Source organism: Polyangium mundeleinium, from assembly GCF_028369105.1.
Classification (GTDB): domain Bacteria; phylum Myxococcota_A; class Polyangia; order Polyangiales; family Polyangiaceae; genus Polyangium; species Polyangium mundeleinium.
Genome location: NZ_JAQNDO010000001.1, coordinates 2,109,655 through 2,126,791 on the forward strand (window position 1 = coordinate 2,109,655; position 17,137 = coordinate 2,126,791).

Below are 17,137 nucleotides of genomic sequence, written 5' to 3' on the forward strand. Positions count from 1 at the left end.
CGGGTCAAAGCTCACTGCAAAGCGAATCTCCGGGCTGGCACAGCGACCGCTTGCGGGGCGGCGGCTTCCTGGGGGGTGGCTTGGCCACTGTCTCGGGCGTGAACTCGACGAGTTCGAGCAGGTTCACGAAGCGGGCTCTGTGCCCGCCGGGATCCGCGCCGAGGTTTTTCTTGGCCATCGTCACGACATCCGCGAGCGTCACGTTTCCCTTGTAGGGCGAATCCCGCAGGAGCAGGCCGAACGCCGCCACGGCCGCGGCGAACTGGAGATCCGTGCGCACCTCTTGCTGATACCATTCGTCGATGAGCGGCACCTCGATCTCGCGGCTCGTTTGTCCCGAGGCATCCTTGTAACGGACCCGCAGCGTGAGGAGGTACGGCGGGGGCGGCATGTCGGAGCTCCCCGAGGTGCGGAGCCTGGGTTCGATCTCGTAAAGCGCCGTCACCGCCTGCCCGGCATAAAGATCGACCGGGCCTTTCCAGGCATCCAGAAATTCGCGCTCCGGGCCCGTCCGATCCTCGTTGCCGATCAGCCGGAACGACCGCACGTGCGACGGATCGAAATCGACCTCGACCCGCACGTCCCTCGCGATCGGCGTGCGCGCCCCCATCGCCTCGTCGACCAGCTCCTTGCGCGCGTCGTCCGGGCTCGCGATCTGCGCGAAATGGCCTTTCCCCTCCGCGGCCAGGCGCTTCAAGGTTTCGACGGCCGGGACATCCATCCGACCGAAGCCCAGCGTCGTCAGGGAAATGCCCGTCGCCGATTTTTCCCGGATCGACGCCGCGAGCCGGCTCGGGTCCTCCGCCGTGAAATGGTCGTCCGTCGCCAGGAAGACCCGGTTCACGCCGCCTGCGACGAAATGCGCCTGCGCCTCCTGGAAGGCTCGCTCGATGGAAGCGCTCGTGTCCACGGTCGCGCCCGGCTTGAAGTTGTCGATGGCGGTGAGGATCCGGGGTTTGTCGTTGCCCGGCGTCGACGGCAGGTAAGGCTCCTGCGAGCTGCCTCCGTATTCGACGAGCGTCAGCCGATCTTGCGCGTCGAGCCGCGACACCAGCCTGCGCAGGGCGGCCTGGAGCAGCAGCAGTTTGTCCGGCTCATAGGTGAAGTCGGAGGATTTGTCGATCACGAAGACGAGGTTTGCCTGGGGGCGGACCGACGGATCGAGCGGCGCTGTTTTCAGCGCGAGGCGCACGAGCCTGTGCGAATGGTTCCACGGCGCCGCGCCGACCTCGGCCCGGGCGGCGAGCGGCGCGTCTCCGATCGGGGGCGGGTCTTCGTAGGCGAACGCATTGACGAGCTCGTCGACGCGCACCACGTCCTTCGGCGGCCGCCGCCCGGCCTCCTGGATGTACCGCTCGACGAGCGAATACGAGGCCGTGTCCACGTCGAGCGGGAACGTCGAGCGTGCGATGCTCGTCGTGTAGACGAACGGGTTCTCGTCGGCGCTCGGCTTCGAGCGCGCGGTCAACCTGCGGGGCTTCGGGATTTGCGAAGGGACCCCGCTGCCCTGATGCGCCCGCTCCTCCTGGAGCATTTTCAGGGCCTCTCGCCGCGTCGCATCGTCGATCTTCGTGTCGTCCTTCGGGCGCGGGGCCGTCGTCTTTTTCTGGCCCTTCTCGTTCTGCTTCTGCTGCGCCTCGAACGCCGCAAAGTCTTTCCTCGCTTGCTCGGCCGCGAGCTGGGCATTGCGGCGCGCGACCATCACCCCGACCGGAATGGACACGAGCGCGACGGCCGCCGCTGCGAGCAACACCGGGCGCAGGAGCCGCCTTCGGAGCGAAGCCACCTTGGGGGTTTCCTTCTCGCGCGTAGCCTCCTCCAGCGCCTTTCGTTGCTCCGCCGGAAGCTCCTTCGGCGCGCGCTCTGCGAGGCCTTCGCGGAGCATGTCCGCCGTCATGCGCAGGGCGTCGATCTCCGCGCGGATCTCCAGATCGCCGTCGACGGCCGCCTCGATTTCGCGTGATGCCGCCTCGTCGAGCTCGCCGAGCACGTACGAGAGCAGGCGCGGATCGTCTTTCGAGAGCGTCATCGGTTCCTCCTTTCGGCTTCGCGGTCCTTCTTCTCGACCTGCTCGCGCAGCGCGCGCAGCGCCGTATGCAACAGAAACCCCACGTTCGAGACGCTCGTCCCGAGCACCTCCGCGATTTCCTGGTAGCTCAGGTCGCCGCTGAATTTGAGCAGGACCGCCTCGCGTTGCCGCTCCGGCAGGGTATCGAGCGCGCCGAGGACGCGGCGCATCGCCTCCCGGCGCTCGAGGGCCTCCGCGGGCCCGGGTAGATTGTTCGGCATGACCTCGTCCATCTCCGCCACGGGCTCGACGTGTCGTTTGTCGCGCCGCACATCGAGGGCCCGGTTCCGGCAGACCGTGAAGAGCCAGGCCCGGAGGTGCGGCTCCACCGCCGCCCGGTCCTGGTTGCACAAGCGCAGGAACGTGTCCTGCACCACGTCGGCCGCCTGAGCGGATCCCACGATGGCCGAGGCGTAACGGAGCAAAGGGGCTTCGTAGCGCGAGAGCGCGAGAAGGACCCAGTGGCTCGTCGGTTCGCTCGGCATGGGCGCGAAAGAGCGTGTCGTTCGCTCGAAGAACGGGGGGGCGGGAGGTTTCTTAGAGAAAAAAGGAACGAGCTCGGGTCTTTGTCTCGGGCGGCTTCTCGCGGGGCGCGGATCGGGGTAGGGGGCCGTCATGTCCAACGCCTCCCCGGCTCGCAAGACGCGCGCGGCGCAGTGGGCCTACGTGATCCTGGGCCTCCTCGTGCTGATCTTCGTCGTGCTCGGCGTGATGATCAAGGTGTACAAGGTCCCGTCCGGGGCGATGTTACCCACGCTCGTGCCCGGCGACCACGTCTCCGCGACGCGGGGTGGCGAGGTGCATCGCGGCGAGGTGATCGTCTTTCCGTTCCCCGAGAACCCGGAGCAGCTCTTCATGAAGCGGGTGATCGGGATGCCGGGGGACGAGATCCAGTTCGTGGACGGGCGGCCCATCATCAACGGCTTTCGCGTCCCGCAGTGTCGCGTGGGCCGATACGATTGGGAGGGGCAGAGGCACGAGCTCTTCCTCGAATGGATCGGCGATCACGTGTACGGCGTTTTGCTCGACGGACCGGTCGACGGGGGGACGTGCGAGAAGGATATCGATTGCAGCGGGATGCAATCGTGCCGGGGCGGGATTTGCGGGATGTTGCAAGGACCGTGGCGTGTGCCTCCGGGGGAGGTGTTCGTCATCGGCGACAACCGGATGAACAGCCACGACTCGCGGAGCTGGAAGGGCGGAATCGGAAGCGGTGTGCCCATTTCCACGGTGATCGGGCACGTGGGGAGGATCGTGATGGGCGGTTTTTCCGGCAGGACGGGCACGCCCATGGACGGGCCGCCCGTCCTGCCGGCCGGCGCGGCGTCGCTCGGGCCTGCGATGGAAAAGTGCTTGAAGGAAAAACCCGCCGTGACGACGCCGCCCGCGCGTTAACGCGAGCGCCGCCTGCGCGCCGCGGCGATTCCGGTGCCCACGGCGACCATGGCGAGCCCGAGCCACGGCGCGGCGTGGTCGCCCACGGCGGTGCATGAGCATGACTTCACCACGAGGTCGCCCCCGTCCTCGCCTCCCCCCGCGCCGTCGCCCGCGCCTGCGCCGCCCGCGCCGTTCCCGCCGCTGCCGGAGCCCGCCTGGGCGCCGTCGACGCAGACCTTGATGGATTTGCACGTGCCGGTCGCGCAGGCGCCTGCGGCGTCGCAAGGCTCGACCACGATGGGCGTGAGCGGCGGCAGGGCGGCGTCCGGATTGAGCCAGCCGCCCACGCAGTTGATTTCCTGCATGCAAAACGAGCGATCCGCGCAGGTGGCGCCGCCCTTGCAATCGGCGTCCGTCATGCAGTCCCGCGGCGCGCAGTGCGGGCCGCCGTGACACGTGGCGCCCTCGCTGCCGTCGGGGCAATTCGTCGGGGGCAAGTCGACCACGTCGGCGAGGGCGGGCGGGGCGGCGAAGAGCACAGCCGAAGCAAAAAGCAAAGCGAATGAGCGCATGAAGTCGTCCTCCTCCGGCGCCAGGGCGCCGGTTTTGCGAACACAGTACCGCCGCAGCAGGTTTTGGTCCAAGAGGAACGGCGAGGACGCTTCCCCGCGCGCTTCGAGATGCGGTAGGATCCCGCCATGGACGTCGCCACCCTGATCGCCCAGCAAGAACGCGGCGAGCCGCTCGATTTCCTGTTCTTCTGGGGCCATACGCCGAGCAAAGAGGGGACGCTCGGTCCTTTCATCTTGAGCCAATGGTATCCCGCGCCGTTCGTCGTGCGCGGACAGAGGTACGCGGCCGCCGAGCATTTCATGATGGCCGAAAAGGCGCGGCTCTTCGGGGACGAAGCGACGCGCGCGAAGATCCTGGCGACGGAGGATCCGGCCGAGGCAAAGGCGCTCGGGCGCGAGGTGCATGATTTCGACGAGGCGCGCTGGCGCGAGCACCGCTACGGCATCGTGGTGGAGGCGAGCGCCGCGAAGTTCGGCCAGAACACGGCGCTCGGCGATTGGCTGGTCGGCACGGGGTCGAAGATCCTCGTCGAGGCGAGCCCGAAGGACGCGATCTGGGGCATCGGGCTCGGCGCGTCGAATCCGCGCGCGACGGACCCTCGGGCCTGGCGGGGGCTGAATTTGCTGGGGTTTGCGCTCATGGACGCGCGCGAGGGGCTTGCCGGCGCGGCGCGTCCTCGATAGGCTCGGCCCCCGAGGCAATGTGCGCGGCTGATGAGTAGCGACAGCGAAATCGAGCTTCCGGTCAAGGCGGGCGACGTGATCGCCGGGAAATACCGCGTCGATCGTGTGCTCGGCGTGGGCGGCATGGGGGCCGTCGTCGCGGCCGAGCACACGGAGCTCGAGCAGCGGGTGGCGATCAAGTTCATGCTCGAGGCCGCCGCCAAGAACGAGGTCGGCAAGAAGCGCTTTTTGCGCGAGGCGCAGGCCGCGACGAAGCTCCGGAGCGAGCACGTCACGCGCATGCTCGACTTCGGCACGCTCGACGACGGGGTTCCCTACCTCGTGATGGAGCTGCTCGAAGGCAAGGACCTCGACGCGATGATCCGCGCGGCGGGCAAGCTGCCGATCGAGGAGGCGTGCGAGATCCTGCTCCAGACGTGCGAGGCGCTCGCCGAGGCGCACGGGCGCGGCATCGTGCACCGCGACATCAAGCCCGCGAATCTATTCGTGACGCGGCGGGCCGACGGGAGCCCGGTGGTGAAGGTGCTCGATTTCGGAATCGCGAAGCACGAGGATCCGGCGGCGATCGACGGTACGGCGCTCACGCGCAGCAACGCGCTGCTCGGCTCGCCGATGTACATGTCGCTCGAGCAGTTTCGCGCGGCGCGGGAGGTCGACGCGCGCAGCGACATCTGGTCGCTCGGCGTGGTGCTGTACAAGGCGCTCACCGGAGGGATGCCATTCGTCGCGGATTCGCTCGGTTCGCTCATCATGGTGCTGATGACCGAGGATCCGGAGCCGCCGCAGCGCCACCGCGAGGATCTTCCGGCCGAGCTCGGCGAGGTGGTGCTGCGTTGCCTGCAAAAACACCCGGCCGATCGATTCCAGAGCGTCGCCGAGCTCGCGGACGCCCTCGCCCCCTTCGTGCCCGAGCGGTCGAGGGCGCTGCTCGATCGCATTCACGCGCACCTCGCCGGGCCGCGCGACGCGGGGAGCTTGCGGCCCGAGGCGCCGGTCTCGAAACCGGGAAACAAATCGCCTGGACAAACGACGGGCTCGTCGCTTCGGAAAAAGGAGGCTCCGTCTGGAGGGACGACGGGCGAGCGGGTTTCGGCGCCGACGATGGGGAAGACGGCTTCGGAGTGGTCGCAGACCCAGCCGGGGGCGACGTCGCGATCGGGGAAATGGTTCGTCCTGACAGGCGTGGTCGCTTTGCTCCTTGGAATCGTGGGGGCGCGGGTGCTCGGGGGCCGCGAGGAGAAGACCATGACCGCGGAGCCGGCGCGGCCGCCGGCCATCGAGGCGCCCGCGCCGGCCGTGACCGTGGCGCCCGCGCCGAGCGTGACGGCTGCGCCCGCTCCGACGCCCGAGACGACCGCCGCGCCTTCGAGCACGTCGGGGGCGCCTGCCGCGAGCGTGGCGGTGCCCAAGGTTGCGGCGCCCGTGAAGACCGGTGCGACGAAGCCCGCCTCGACCCAGGCGCCGAGCGCGGCACCCACCCCCGGCCTCCTTCCCGATTTCGGAGGCCGCAAATGAAGAAACGCGCCGCCGGGTTTTTCCTCGCCTTGGCGCTTTTGGGCGCGACGCGGCCGGGGGTTGCCCAGCAGGGCGACGTGGCCGCGGCCGAGCACCTCTTCAAGGAGGCGCTCGCGCTCATGGAGAAGGGCGATTACGAGCACGCGTGCCCGCGGCTCGCGGAGAGCCACAAGCTCGATTCGGGCGTCGGGACGCTGCTGTACCTCGGAGATTGCCAGGAAAAACTCGGCAAGCTGGCGACCGCGTGGGCCACGTTCCGCGAGGCGGCCGACGCGGCGCGCCGGGCGGGGCAACCGGAGCGGGAGAAGATGGGGCGGGCGCGGGCGGACGCCCTCGAATCGAAGCTTTCGCGTCTCCGCATCGAGGTGCCAGATTCGGTTTCGCGCGAGGGCCTCGTCGTGCGCCGCGACGCGCTGGATGTCTCGGCCGTCCTGTGGAACACGGCCGTGCCCATCGATCCGGGCACGTACAAGATCGAGGCGAACGCGCCCGGAAAAACGCCGTATTCGGTGTCTGTTGTCATCGAGCCGGGATCGGCGACGACGACCGTGACCCTGCCGCCGCTCGAAGACGCGAAGACAATCGAGGCGCCGCCGCAGCCTTCGCCCGAGCCGGTGAAGCTGCCGCCGCCTCCGCCTCCGCCAGCCCCCCTGCCTCGGCCGCCGCCCCAAGGAATCGGGGCGCTCGGGATTGCAGGCATCGTGGTGGGAGGGGCGGGCGTTCTCACGATGGGCGCGTCCCTCGGCGTGGGGCTCGCGGCGCGCGCGCGGTTCGACGAGGCGTCGTCGTTTTGCGACGCGACGTATTGTGATCGGGAGGGCGTCGTGATTCGCAAGGACGCGAAGGATCTCGCGGGCGTGGGGACGACGATTTTCGTGCCCGGCGCGGTCCTCACGGCGGCTGGCGCCGCGCTCCTCGTCGTATCGCTCGCGACGCGGGGGTCGGCAGACGCGGCGCCGAAGCCGCGCGCCGTGTTGACGTTCGGGCCCGGGGGGATCTTCGCGCGAGGGAGCTTTTGATGCGCGTTCGTCCTGCCAAGCTCGTTTTCGTCCTCGGGGCGCTCGGTGGCGTGGGCGCGACGGGGTGCGCCTCGGTTTTTGGCATCGAGGAGGGCGTGCTCCGCCCGAGCATCGAGGTGTCCGGCTCGATCGGCGAGGACACGACGTGGTATGCCGATCAGACCACGCTCCTCACGGGATTCGTGGTGGTCGAAGAGGGTGCGACGCTCACGATCGAGGCGGGAACGCAGGTCCTCGCCCAGTCGGAAGGCGGGCTCCTCGTGAAGCCGGGCGCCCGGATCCTCGCGCGGGGCACGAAGGAGGCGCCGATCGTCTTCACGAGCGCCGCGTCCGAGCGCGCCGAAGGGGATTGGCGGGGCGTCATCCTTTGTGGCCGCGCCCCGATCAACGGCGCCCCCGGCGGCGTGCGCTCCTTGGATGTCCTTCCTCCCGGCATCAGCGCCTCCTGCGGCGGGACGGTCGAGGACGATAGCAGCGGCGAGTTCGAATTCGTGCGGATCGAATTTGCGGGCCGGAACAAAGGTTTCTCGGGCTCGCCGGGCGGATTCCGCTTGGAGGGCGTCGGCAGCGGCACGGTCGTCGACCACGTGCAGGTCCACCGCACCGAAAGCGACGCCATGGATTTGCGGGGCGGAACCGTGTCGGTGAAGCACATCCTCATCACGATGTTCGAGGACGACGGCTTCGATTGGGCGCTCGGCTGGCGTGGCAAGGGCCAATTCATCGGCGTCGTGATGGGCAACATGCAGGGCGACACGGGCATCCAGGCCGGCCAGGGCACGAGCGACGCCGAGATCAACGGCGCGGGCTCGGCGCCATCGGATCCCTTGCTTTACAACGTGACCTTGATCGGGATGGACGACCAGTACGGTCCGAACGTCAAGCTGCGGGGCGGGACGCGGGGGCGGATGTTCGACATGCTCGTGGCGAGCGCGGGGACGTCGGGCCTGGGCATCGAGGAGACGCCGACGCAAGAGAATGCGAACGAGGGGCTGCTCGACATCCGGCATTCGATTTTCGCGAACGACGACAACTTCGTGGACGACGAGCCCGCGTTCTCGGCGTCGGATTGGGCCATGGATCCGGCGCGGAGCAATCGTGCTCTTTCGGCGAGCGAGAGTGGTTTGCCGTTGTTCACGAACGGCGCGATCTATCTGTCGCTCGTGAGCGGGGCGGAGGCGCTTTCGGGCGCAATCGCGCCGCCGGACGACGGGTTTTTCGATCCGAGCGCGCTCTTCGTGGGCGCCTGCGGCGAGGTGTGCCCGGATTTCGAGGGGTGGACGGCGTTTCCGGACCGTTGAGATGTGGTAGGGTGCGGGCATGTCGGATCCGGCTCGCACGGCGAAACATCCGAAGACCTGGGAAGACCTGGCGGAATTGCCTGAGGGGGTCGTCGGGGAGATCGTGGGCGGGGAGATCGTCCTCCTGCCGCGGCCGAATCCGCCGCACGGGCGTACGCAGGCGAAGCTTCACGCGAAAATTGGCGGTGCCTTCGACCTGGGCGAAGGGGGGCCGGGCGGCTGGGAGATCCGCGTCGAGCCAGGCATCAGGTTCGGGGAGGAGATCCGGGTGCCCGATCTGGCGGGCTGGCGGAGCGAACGCTTCGAGGAGCCGAACGAAGGCCCGCTCCTCGTGATCCCGGACTGGGTTTGCGAGATTGTCTCGCCAAGCACGGCGCGCTCGGACCGGACAGCGAAGCTCAGGCTCTACGCCCAACACGGCGCTCACCATTACTGGATCATCGACCCGGAGCGGCAGACGCTCGAGGTCTACCGGCTGGAGGGCAAGGTATGGGTCGTCGCCGCGACGTTTGGCGGGGACGAGCGCGTCCGCGCCGAGCCTTTTGATGCGGTCGATATCGAGCTCTCCCGGCTCTGGATGCCGCCTGCCCCTACGCCTGCCACTCCCCCCACCCCCTGACCCTCACCCTCGCCGATACATCACATCCGTTCGGAGAACGTATTTCGTCCCCTCGATCACCGGCGCTCCCCGGTGGTACATCGGGTGCGAGAAGACGAGCGCCATCCCGCGCCGCGGCGCCACGCGGAGCTCGTCGTCGGTCACGAACACGAAGTCCGTCGTCCCGCCGACGCACGCCTCGTTCAGGTAAAAGATCAACGTCAGCAGGCTCTGCTCCTCCGGCGTCCGCACATACGCGCCGTCCCGGTGCCAGTCGAATTGCTGCCCCGGCGTGTAGCGGTAATACCGAAATCGCTCGTTCAACCCCACGGGGCGATACGCGCCGAGCGGAGACGGCACGTGCGCCGCGATCCGCGGCCAGAGCAGCGCCGCGAGGGCCGGGTCGTCCTGCATGACGCGCCGGTTGTTGCGGATGTCCGGCGCCATCCTGAACTTGTTCGGGCCCACCGTGATCGGCGCGTCCGTGAAGCCGTGGGCCTCGGCGCGCCGGATGAGGTCGTCACACTCGGCGGGGGCGAGGACGTTCGCGAGCGTGAAGAGCTCCTGATCGGTCGAGAGCAGGCGTTTCTCGATGGCGTTCATGCAGGACACCATGCGGGCGCGCTGGGCGGCAGGACAGGGCAGAACCGGGCAGGAACCGGGCGGGCCGGGCGGTGGACAGGAGCGCCGCGCGGAAGGATGATGCGCGACGCGAATGGCGCAGCGGTTCCATCACGAGGCCTTGCTGCGGGCGCGCCTCGAGCTCGAGCTCACCCAGGAGGAGCTCGCGGCCTCGGTCGGCGTGGACGTGCGCACGTATCGCCGGTACGAATCCGGCGAGGTCAACGAGGGCGGCTTTTCGGTCCGGCAACCCGCCCGGCGAAAGCTCCTCGAAAAGCTCTCCGCCGAGCTCGGGATCGCCGCGGCCGATCTCGTGATCGAGGCCGATCCCGCGCCCGCCCCGGCGCCCCTCGCGCCCGCGCCGAGGCTCTTTTCGCCCGAGCACGTGCACACGCTCCAGCGCGCGCCGCATTTCGTGGGGCGCGAGGACATCCTGGAGGAGCTTTGGACGTGGGCGTCGGCGCCCGAGAAAGGCAAGGGGCCGGGCGTGGTCGCGCTCGTGGGCGTGGGCGGCGCGGGGAAGACAGCCATCGCCGAGCGGCTCGTCACGCGAATCGGGGATGCGCCGCGGCGCGGCGGGCTCTTCGTGTGGAGTTTTTACGACGACGAACGAACCGAGGCGTTTTTGGCCCACGCCGTGCGGTATTTCGCGGGGGCGGAGCCGCAAGCCGGGGAGCGGCTGGAGACGCTCTTGCTGGCGCTCGGGAGCGGGCCGCCGCACCTCGTCGTGCTCGATGGGCTGGAGACCGTGCAGGCCGCGGGCGGGGCCTCACGTGCGCACGGCGAGCTCGAAGATCCGCTGCTCCGGCGGCTGCTCGTGGCGCTCGCGCGGGGGCTCGGAGCGGCGCGCGCGCTCGTCACGTCGAGGTTTTTGCTGGGCGATCTCGCGCCCTGGGCGGACGCGGGCGCGCGCACCGTGAAGCTCGGGCCGCTCTCGCCGATCGACGCCGAGCGGTTGCTCCGGTCGTGGGGCGCGGACGGGGATGGGGAGGCGCTCGCGCGCGTCGTTCATGCCTCGGGCGGGCATGCGCTCTCGCTCGCGGTCGCGGGCTCGTATGCGGGGGCGTTTCTCGGGGGCGATTTGCGTCCGCTCGATCCGCTCGATCTCGCCGAGGCCGCGCGTGACGATCCGCTGGCCCGGCGCCTCGCGCGGGTCCTCTCGGCGTACGCGGCCGCGTTGCCCGACGCCGAGCGGGATCTCCTCGCGCGCCTCTCCGTGCTTTCGTCCGGCGCCGACGAGGACGCGCTGCTCGCGCTTGCATCGGCCTCCCCGCGTGTCGCGGGCGCGCTCGCGGGGGCCTCCACGGAGGGCGTTCGCCGCGCGCTCGCCCGCCTCGAACGGCTCGGGCTCGTCTTCCGCGCCGGGGGTGAGCCGCCGCGGTGGTCGTCGCACCCGTTCGTCCGGGACCATTTCCGCTCGTTGGTCCCGGTCTCGCCCTCGGCCGTGCAGGCGGCGATGACCGCGCCGTCCGAGGGCACGTTGATCTTCGCGCCGCGGCAAAAACCCCGGGACCGCGGCCGCCTCGACGCCGTCGAGGAGGTGATCCGGGCTTTGAACGACGCGGGCCAGCCGACCGAGGCATATCGGGTGTACTCGCAAACCCTGGGCGCCTTTTCACACCTCGGGCTTGTCCTCGGTGAAATGAGCCGCGGAGCACGGATTTTACGATTGTTTGGCGAGACAACCGATCCGGCCTCGCCCGCCGCGTCGCTTGCGTTGGGCTTTCGTCTTGCATTGCTCTACGAGCGCGGGCTTTATGCGGGGGCGCTCGGCGACCTCACGTTTGCCCGGCGCTCCTACGAGGCGCACAACACGCTGGTCGAAGGGACACCCGAGGTGTCTCACCTCGTGACGGGATTGCGTACCTTGGCGTACACCGAGCGGCTCGCGGGGGCGCTTTCGGCGGCGCGGGCGCACGTGTCGCAGTCGCTCGTGATGGCGGAGTCGGCCGGGCTCGGCACGCACATCGCCCGCGGAATCGCGCTCTCCGCGTCGATCGCGCACGATTTCGGGGACATCGATGCTGCGCGCGCGGGGTTTTCGCGGCTCGTGGCGATGGGGGACGCGCGGGTCGCGCGGCGCGGTTTATGGGAGGCGGAGCATTTGCTCGCGCTCGGGCAGCGCGAGGAGGCCGTCCAGATGACCGAGGCGAACGTGGCCGCCTGTGAGCGCCTCGGCTGGGCCGGGCACGCGGCGCAGGGGCAGGTGCTGCTCGGGCTCGCCGTGGTGGACGAGGATCCGGCGGAGGCGGAGCGACGTCTCCACGCGGCGCGGGCGTGGGTCGCTGTCTCCGGGGAGGTGGAAATGGCGGCGCGCGTGCACGAGCTCACGGCGCGGATCGCGCTTTCGCGGGGGGCGTTTTTCGAGGCGGCGCGGGAGGCGCTCGCGGGCGAGCAGCTCGCGGAGGCGTGTGGGCTCGGGCTGTTCCGGACGCGGCTCCTCGCGCTCGGGCTCGAAATCGCGCACGCGCGGGGCGACGAGGCGGCGATGGGGCGGGCCAAGGACGTGCAGCGCCAAGCCCTTGGCGAAGATACCTGGGGGCGCGCAGACGTGTTGCATTGGGCTGGGCTCTGTCATTCGAGCGTGGGCGAAGCGGAGCTTGGCAAGCGGTACCTCGAAGAGGCGCTCGTTTTGCGGGAGCGGATCGGCCATCCCGGGTGCGAGGCGACGCGCGAGGAGGTGTGTCGGCGCTGACTTTATGTCTGCCACGGAGGCAATCGATTTCGTTTCGTCACGTACCAGGATTCACAAGCATCCAGAAAGGCAACTATCCTTGTAACGCCCCCGGATTGTCGACGAGTGCTCGTAACGAGCGGTGTACCCACGCCGAGCCTCGGGGACACGACGATCGCGCCCCGGCGCGGCGTCGACCCGGAGATCCCACGAAACGCCTCGAGCGCCGCCACGATCCGAAAAACCCTGCGGGGCACCCAAGATCCTTGCTCCCCCGACGGAGGAACCATGAGACGTCTCGCTTTCGCGGCGCTGTTAACTTCCATCCTCGCAGCTCCGGCCCTCGCTTCCGCGACGCCTTCCAGCGCATCGCGCCCCTACAGCCTGCAGTACGCCGTCACGCCCCATCAGGTCTCGATGGACCCGAACGGCCTCGCGCAGGCGTCGGCGCACGTGCAGAACGCCGTGAACGCCGGCGGCATCGACGGGGCCGTGTTGCTCGTCGCGCGTCACGGCAAGGTCGTGCTCCACAAGGCGTACGGCCGCCGGGATGGGAACTTCGCCGGTCCTTCCTGGCAAAACCCTTCGATGCCCAAAGACGGCATCTTCGACCTGCAATCGATCACCAAGATCTTCACGGCGTTCGTGGCGATCGATCTCCACGACCAAGGCCTGCTCGACCTCTCGGCGCCGGTCGCGGCGTACCTGCCGGAGTTCGCCACGCCGGAGAAGTCGGGCGTGCTCGTGGCCGACCTCGTCCGCTTCACGTCGGGCCACGCCATCGACGCCGCCGCGTCGCTCGTCGGCGACCCGGATCCGTGGAACACGATGATCGCCGAGAGCCTCACCTACACGCCGGGCACGGCGGTGTTCTACAGCGACATCGCGTATCGCTTGCTCGGCCGCGTCGCCGAGGCGGCAGGCGGCGCGCCGCTCGACGTGCTCGCGAAGAACCGGATCCTGAGCCCGCTCGGCATGAAGGACACGGCGTGGAGGCCGCTCGTGACCATGCCGTCGAAGTCGAGCCGCTTCGTCGGCACGGGTTACTCGACGGTGCGCGAGCCGGACGGCTCGCCCCGGTACATGCGCGGCGAGGTGGCCGACGACCAGGACTACTGGATCGAGTCGCAAGGGCACGGCGTGACGGGCTGCGACGGGACCTTCTCGACGGCGTGGGATCTGGCGCTGCTCGGGCAGATGTTCCTGAACCGCGGCGCGCGCGTCCTCGGCAATCCAAGCTGGGGCTACTGCACGCCCTGGATGTGGTCGTGCGGCATCGACTCGCTCGCGGCGCCGGCGCTCGTCGAGGAGATGATGGAGGTGCAGTCGAAGGACGCCTCGGGTACGCCGCTCGGCATCCACGGCGCGACGTCGAGCTGGCTCGACGACCTGCTCTTCGCGAACAAGGGATACGGCTGGGAGCTCGCGGACGCCTCGCCGGGGGCCCACGTCGTGACGGGCCTCTACGCGTCGCCGTATGCGGCCTCGAAGATCGGCGGCTCCGGCACGTTCCTCACGGTCGACCCGGATCCCTCGCGGGACCTCGTGATCGTCCTCTTGACGAACCACGGTTTGCCGTCGTTCGTCGGGCCCGACGGCATTCAGGTCGACGGAAGCGGGAACCTGCTCTGGCCGGGGTACGAGAACATGCTCGGCGCGATCCAGCCGCACGTCGTGAACGACCTCGTGCAGCTCTCGATCACGGGGCCGTGATCCCAAGCCCGAGGGGCGCGCGTCGTGAGGTCGGCGCGCGTCCCCTCGCTTCGTTTCAAGGGTTCACTGCGGATTCGGTTGGCAGCACCCGGTGATGCAGCTCTCGCCGAGGGGGCAGGGGTCCTGGCCGGGCAAGCCGCATTTCTGCACGCCGGGCGGGCAGACTTGCTCGATGCAGCCGGGCGGCAGGTCCGGTTTGCCGATGCAGACCTCGCAGAGCTCGCACGTGTTGAGGCACGCGGTGACCTGCGTGCACGGCTTGCACTTCGACGCGTCGTTCAGCGTGTTCGCGTTGCAGCTCCCCGTGCCGGCCGGGTTCTCCGAGCCGAGCCAGACCGTGTGATTCAGGCCGGGCAGGGCGCAGCAGCCGAAGCAGTCGCAGCCGTTCGGCGTGAGCGGGCCGCAATAATCGAGGCAGGTCTGCGATTGCGTGGCGAACGCCATGGCGCACGTTCCGTTGTACCCGGCGATGTTCGCGTTCGGGTTGTACGCGCACTGGCTGCCCTCCGGCGGGTAGTTCGGCGGGACCTCGAGCGTGTCGCACTTGTGGCTCCAGTAGCAATCGTCGTTGCCCGCGCCGGTGTCCTGATCGAAATAACAATCCGACTTGCAGGGCGAGTTGTTCTGGCCGGGGATGCCGCCGTAGAAGCTGTTCTCGGTGTTGTCGCAGGGGCCGAGGCACTGGTCGTCGGCCGCGTCTGTCTTGCAGTCGCCGTCGTTGTCGATGCAGTCGCCGCAGGCGTACGTCTTGCCCTGGCACGTCGCGACCTGGCAGAAGTTGCCGCAGCCGCCCTGCGCGGGGTTGCACGTCTCGCCGCAGCCGCAGAGATTGTTGTTCGGGAGGCCCTTGCAGGTGTCGAGGATCGGGTCGCAGACGTCGGTCGTGCAGGCGATGCCGTCGTTGCAGACGGGCGGCGAGCCAGGGCTGCAGCCGGAGGCCCCGCAGGACTCGGCGCCATTGCAGAAGACGCCGTCGTCGCAGATGTAATCCTGCAGGAAGTGCGCGCACGTGCCCGTGGGCTCGTTGCACAGGTCGTACGTGCACGCGACGCCGTCGTTGCAGTTGACGGGCGTGCCGCCCATGCAGCCGACGAACGGGTTGCAGGTCTCGGTGCCGTTGCAGGTGAGGCCGTCGTTGCAGACGTTGCTGTTCGGCAGGTTCGAACACGCGCCCGTCTGCGGGTCGCAGGCGTCGACGGTGCAGGGAACGCCGTCGTTGCAGTTGGGCGGGACGCCGTCCTTGCATACGACGTCGCAGAACTCGACGCCGTCGCAGGCGTCGCCGTCGTCGCACTCCGCGTCCGTCGTGCAGGGCTTCGCCGTGGTGCAGCCGCCGAGGAGCGGGACGCAGACCTCTCCGGCGGGGCACTGGCTGCTGTCGGGCGAGGAGCCGCAGGCGCCGAACGGCTCCTTGCAAGCCTCGTTCGTGCAGGCGATGCCGTCGGACGGACAGATCACGGGCGTGCCGGCCCTGCAGCCGGTGACGGCGGCGCCGCCGGCCGGATCGCAGACCTCGTCGCCGTTGCAGGACATGCCGTCGTAGCAGGCCGCGTCGTTCGGCGAAACCACGCACTTCTTTTGTGCGTTCGAGCAGCTATCGGCCGTGCAGGAGAGGTTGTCGTTGCAAACGACGGGGGTGCCCGCCTGGCAACCGAGCCCGACCTGGCACGTCTCGACGCCGTTGCAGAAGACGTTGTCGTCGCAGGCCACGTCGCTCGGCGCGTGCGTGCAGGTGTCCATGGCCTCGTCGCAGCCATCGGCCGTGCAGGGGAAGCTGTCGTTGCAGTCGACGGGCGCGCCGGGCTTGCAGCCCGCGACCTTGTCGCAGGTCTCGGCGCCGTTGCAGAACGCGCCGTCGGAGCAGGCGCCGTCGTTCTCGACGTGCTTGCAGCCGTCGGCAGCCTGGTCGCAGAAGTCGTTGGTGCAGGCAATGCCGTCGTCGCAGGCGAGCGGCGTCCCCGCCTCGCACCCGAGCGCGCTGCACGTCTCCACGCCATCGCAGGTGATGTTGTTGTCGCAGAGGGCGTTGTTCGGCGTGTTCGTGCAGCCGTCGAGCTGCTCGTTGCAGGCGTCGACGGTGCACGCGATGCCGTCGTCGCAGGGGGATCCCGAGCTCGCCGTGCATCCGGTGCCGGCCGCGCCGTTCACGGGGTCGCAGACCTCGACGCCGTCGCAGTACGCGCCGTTGTCGCAGAACGCGCTGTTCGGCAGGTGGATGCATGCGCCGGACACGCACGCGTCCGCGGTACACCCGATGGCGTCGTCGCAGTCGGCGTCGTTCACGCATGCGGGCGCGCCGCCGGAGCCGCCGGAGCCGGCCATCACGCTGCCGCCGGAGCCGCCGATGCCTCCGGCGCCGCCGCTGCCCCCCGAGCCACCGATACCGCCGCTGCCGCCGGAGCCGGCGATCATGCCGCCGACGCCGCCGACGCCGCCGACGCCGCCCGAGCCTCCGTTGCCGCCGCCGCCGCCGCTGCCGCCGCTGCCGCCGGAGCCGGCCATCGTGCCGCCGGAGCCGGCCATCGTGCCGCCGGAGCCGTCCATCGTGCCGCCGGAGCCGGCCATCGTGCCGCCGGAGCCGGCCATCGTGCCGCCGGAGCCGGCCATCGTGCCGCCGGAGCCGGCCATCGTGCCGCCGGAGCCGGCCATCGTGCCGCCGGAGCCGGCCATCGTGCCGCCGGAGCCGGCCATCGTGCCGCCGGAGCCGGCCATCGTGCCGCCGGAGCCGGCCATCGTGCCGCCGGAGCCGCCGGAGCCGCCGTTTCCCCCGTTCCCGCCCATTCCTCCAATGCCGCCGCTGCCGCCGGAGCCGGTCGTGCTCCCGCTCCCCGTGGTTTGAAGGATCGCACCGTCGCCGCAGCCGATCGCGGCGATCGCCACCCACGCGAACCAATGCCGTTGGAACCCTCGCCGCTTCAGCATCGCCCCCTCCGTCGCAAGAAGCCGCCCGACGAGCACAGCGTAAGCCCAAAAATTCAACGACGGAGGATGGTAG

The 17,137-nt window shown here is 69.5% G+C and carries 13 protein-coding genes; 8 read left to right on the forward strand and 5 right to left on the reverse strand.

The window, feature by feature from the left end:
- Positions 1 to 4: 4 nt before the first annotated feature.
- Positions 5 to 2,029, reverse strand: coding sequence for a YfbK domain-containing protein (locus POL67_RS08505; RefSeq protein ID WP_271916609.1), 2,025 nt, complete (start codon positions 2,027 to 2,029; stop codon positions 5 to 7).
- On the reverse strand, positions 2,026 to 2,553 hold the full coding sequence (locus POL67_RS08510; protein ID WP_271916611.1) for an RNA polymerase sigma factor: 528 nt from the start codon (positions 2,551 to 2,553) through the stop codon (positions 2,026 to 2,028). The genes POL67_RS08505 and POL67_RS08510 overlap by 4 nt, the downstream gene beginning before the upstream one ends.
- A gap of 130 nt (positions 2,554 to 2,683) precedes the next feature.
- Here POL67_RS08510 and lepB point away from each other — a divergent pair, with 130 nt between their 5' ends.
- Complete coding sequence (lepB, locus tag POL67_RS08515; protein WP_271916613.1) at positions 2,684 to 3,463, forward strand: signal peptidase I; 780 nt, start codon at positions 2,684 to 2,686, stop codon at positions 3,461 to 3,463.
- Here the strand turns inward: lepB and POL67_RS08520 are convergent.
- Positions 3,460 to 4,017, reverse strand: a complete 558-nt coding sequence (locus POL67_RS08520) for a hypothetical protein (protein ID WP_271916614.1) — start codon at positions 4,015 to 4,017, stop codon at positions 3,460 to 3,462. The genes lepB and POL67_RS08520 overlap by 4 nt on opposite strands.
- Before the next feature lie 126 nt (positions 4,018 to 4,143).
- On the opposite strand from POL67_RS08520, the gene ybiA reads away from it, so the two are divergent.
- Genes ybiA through POL67_RS08545 form a run of 5 tightly spaced genes read left to right on the forward strand, consistent with a single transcriptional unit; the run spans position 4,144 to position 9,155 of the window.
- Positions 4,144 to 4,701, forward strand: a complete 558-nt coding sequence (ybiA, locus tag POL67_RS08525; RefSeq protein WP_271916615.1) for a riboflavin biosynthesis intermediates N-glycosidase — start codon at positions 4,144 to 4,146, stop codon at positions 4,699 to 4,701.
- A 30-nt stretch (positions 4,702 to 4,731) separates the two neighbouring features.
- The gene (locus POL67_RS08530; protein ID WP_271916617.1) at positions 4,732 to 6,216 is read left to right on the forward strand and encodes a serine/threonine-protein kinase; all 1,485 of its coding nucleotides are present in this window, start codon (positions 4,732 to 4,734) and stop codon (positions 6,214 to 6,216) included.
- Entirely contained in the window at positions 6,213 to 7,235 is a 1,023-nt protein-coding gene (locus POL67_RS08535) for a peptidase associated/transthyretin-like domain-containing protein (protein ID WP_271916618.1), read from the forward strand. The genes POL67_RS08530 and POL67_RS08535 overlap by 4 nt, the downstream gene beginning before the upstream one ends.
- On the forward strand, positions 7,235 to 8,536 hold the full coding sequence (locus POL67_RS08540; RefSeq protein ID WP_271916619.1) for a beta-helix domain-containing protein: 1,302 nt from the start codon (positions 7,235 to 7,237) through the stop codon (positions 8,534 to 8,536). The genes POL67_RS08535 and POL67_RS08540 overlap by 1 nt, the downstream gene beginning before the upstream one ends.
- Positions 8,537 to 8,555: 19 nt before the next feature.
- A complete protein-coding gene (locus tag POL67_RS08545; RefSeq protein ID WP_271916620.1) occupies positions 8,556 to 9,155 on the forward strand; it encodes a Uma2 family endonuclease in 600 nt (199 codons plus the stop codon).
- Between the two features lie 3 nt (positions 9,156 to 9,158).
- Here the strand turns inward: POL67_RS08545 and POL67_RS08550 are convergent, their stop codons facing one another.
- A complete protein-coding gene (locus POL67_RS08550) occupies positions 9,159 to 9,737 on the reverse strand; it encodes a prolyl hydroxylase family protein (protein ID WP_271916622.1) in 579 nt (192 codons plus the stop codon).
- Positions 9,738 to 9,849: 112 nt separating this feature from the next.
- On the opposite strand from POL67_RS08550, the gene POL67_RS08555 reads away from it, so the two are divergent.
- Both POL67_RS08555 and POL67_RS08560 read left to right on the forward strand, forming a co-directional pair.
- Positions 9,850 to 12,450, forward strand: a complete 2,601-nt coding sequence (locus tag POL67_RS08555; protein WP_271916623.1) for a helix-turn-helix domain-containing protein — start codon at positions 9,850 to 9,852, stop codon at positions 12,448 to 12,450.
- Positions 12,451 to 12,717: 267 nt separating this feature from the next.
- Positions 12,718 to 14,142: a serine hydrolase domain-containing protein gene (locus POL67_RS08560; RefSeq protein ID WP_271916625.1), complete on the forward strand. Its 1,425-nt coding sequence runs from the start codon at positions 12,718 to 12,720 to the stop codon at positions 14,140 to 14,142.
- 63 nt (positions 14,143 to 14,205) lie between these two features.
- On the opposite strand, the gene POL67_RS08565 is transcribed toward POL67_RS08560, so the two are convergent.
- A complete protein-coding gene (locus POL67_RS08565) occupies positions 14,206 to 17,064 on the reverse strand; it encodes a hypothetical protein (protein ID WP_271916626.1) in 2,859 nt (952 codons plus the stop codon).
- Between the last annotated feature and the right edge of the window lie 73 nt (positions 17,065 to 17,137).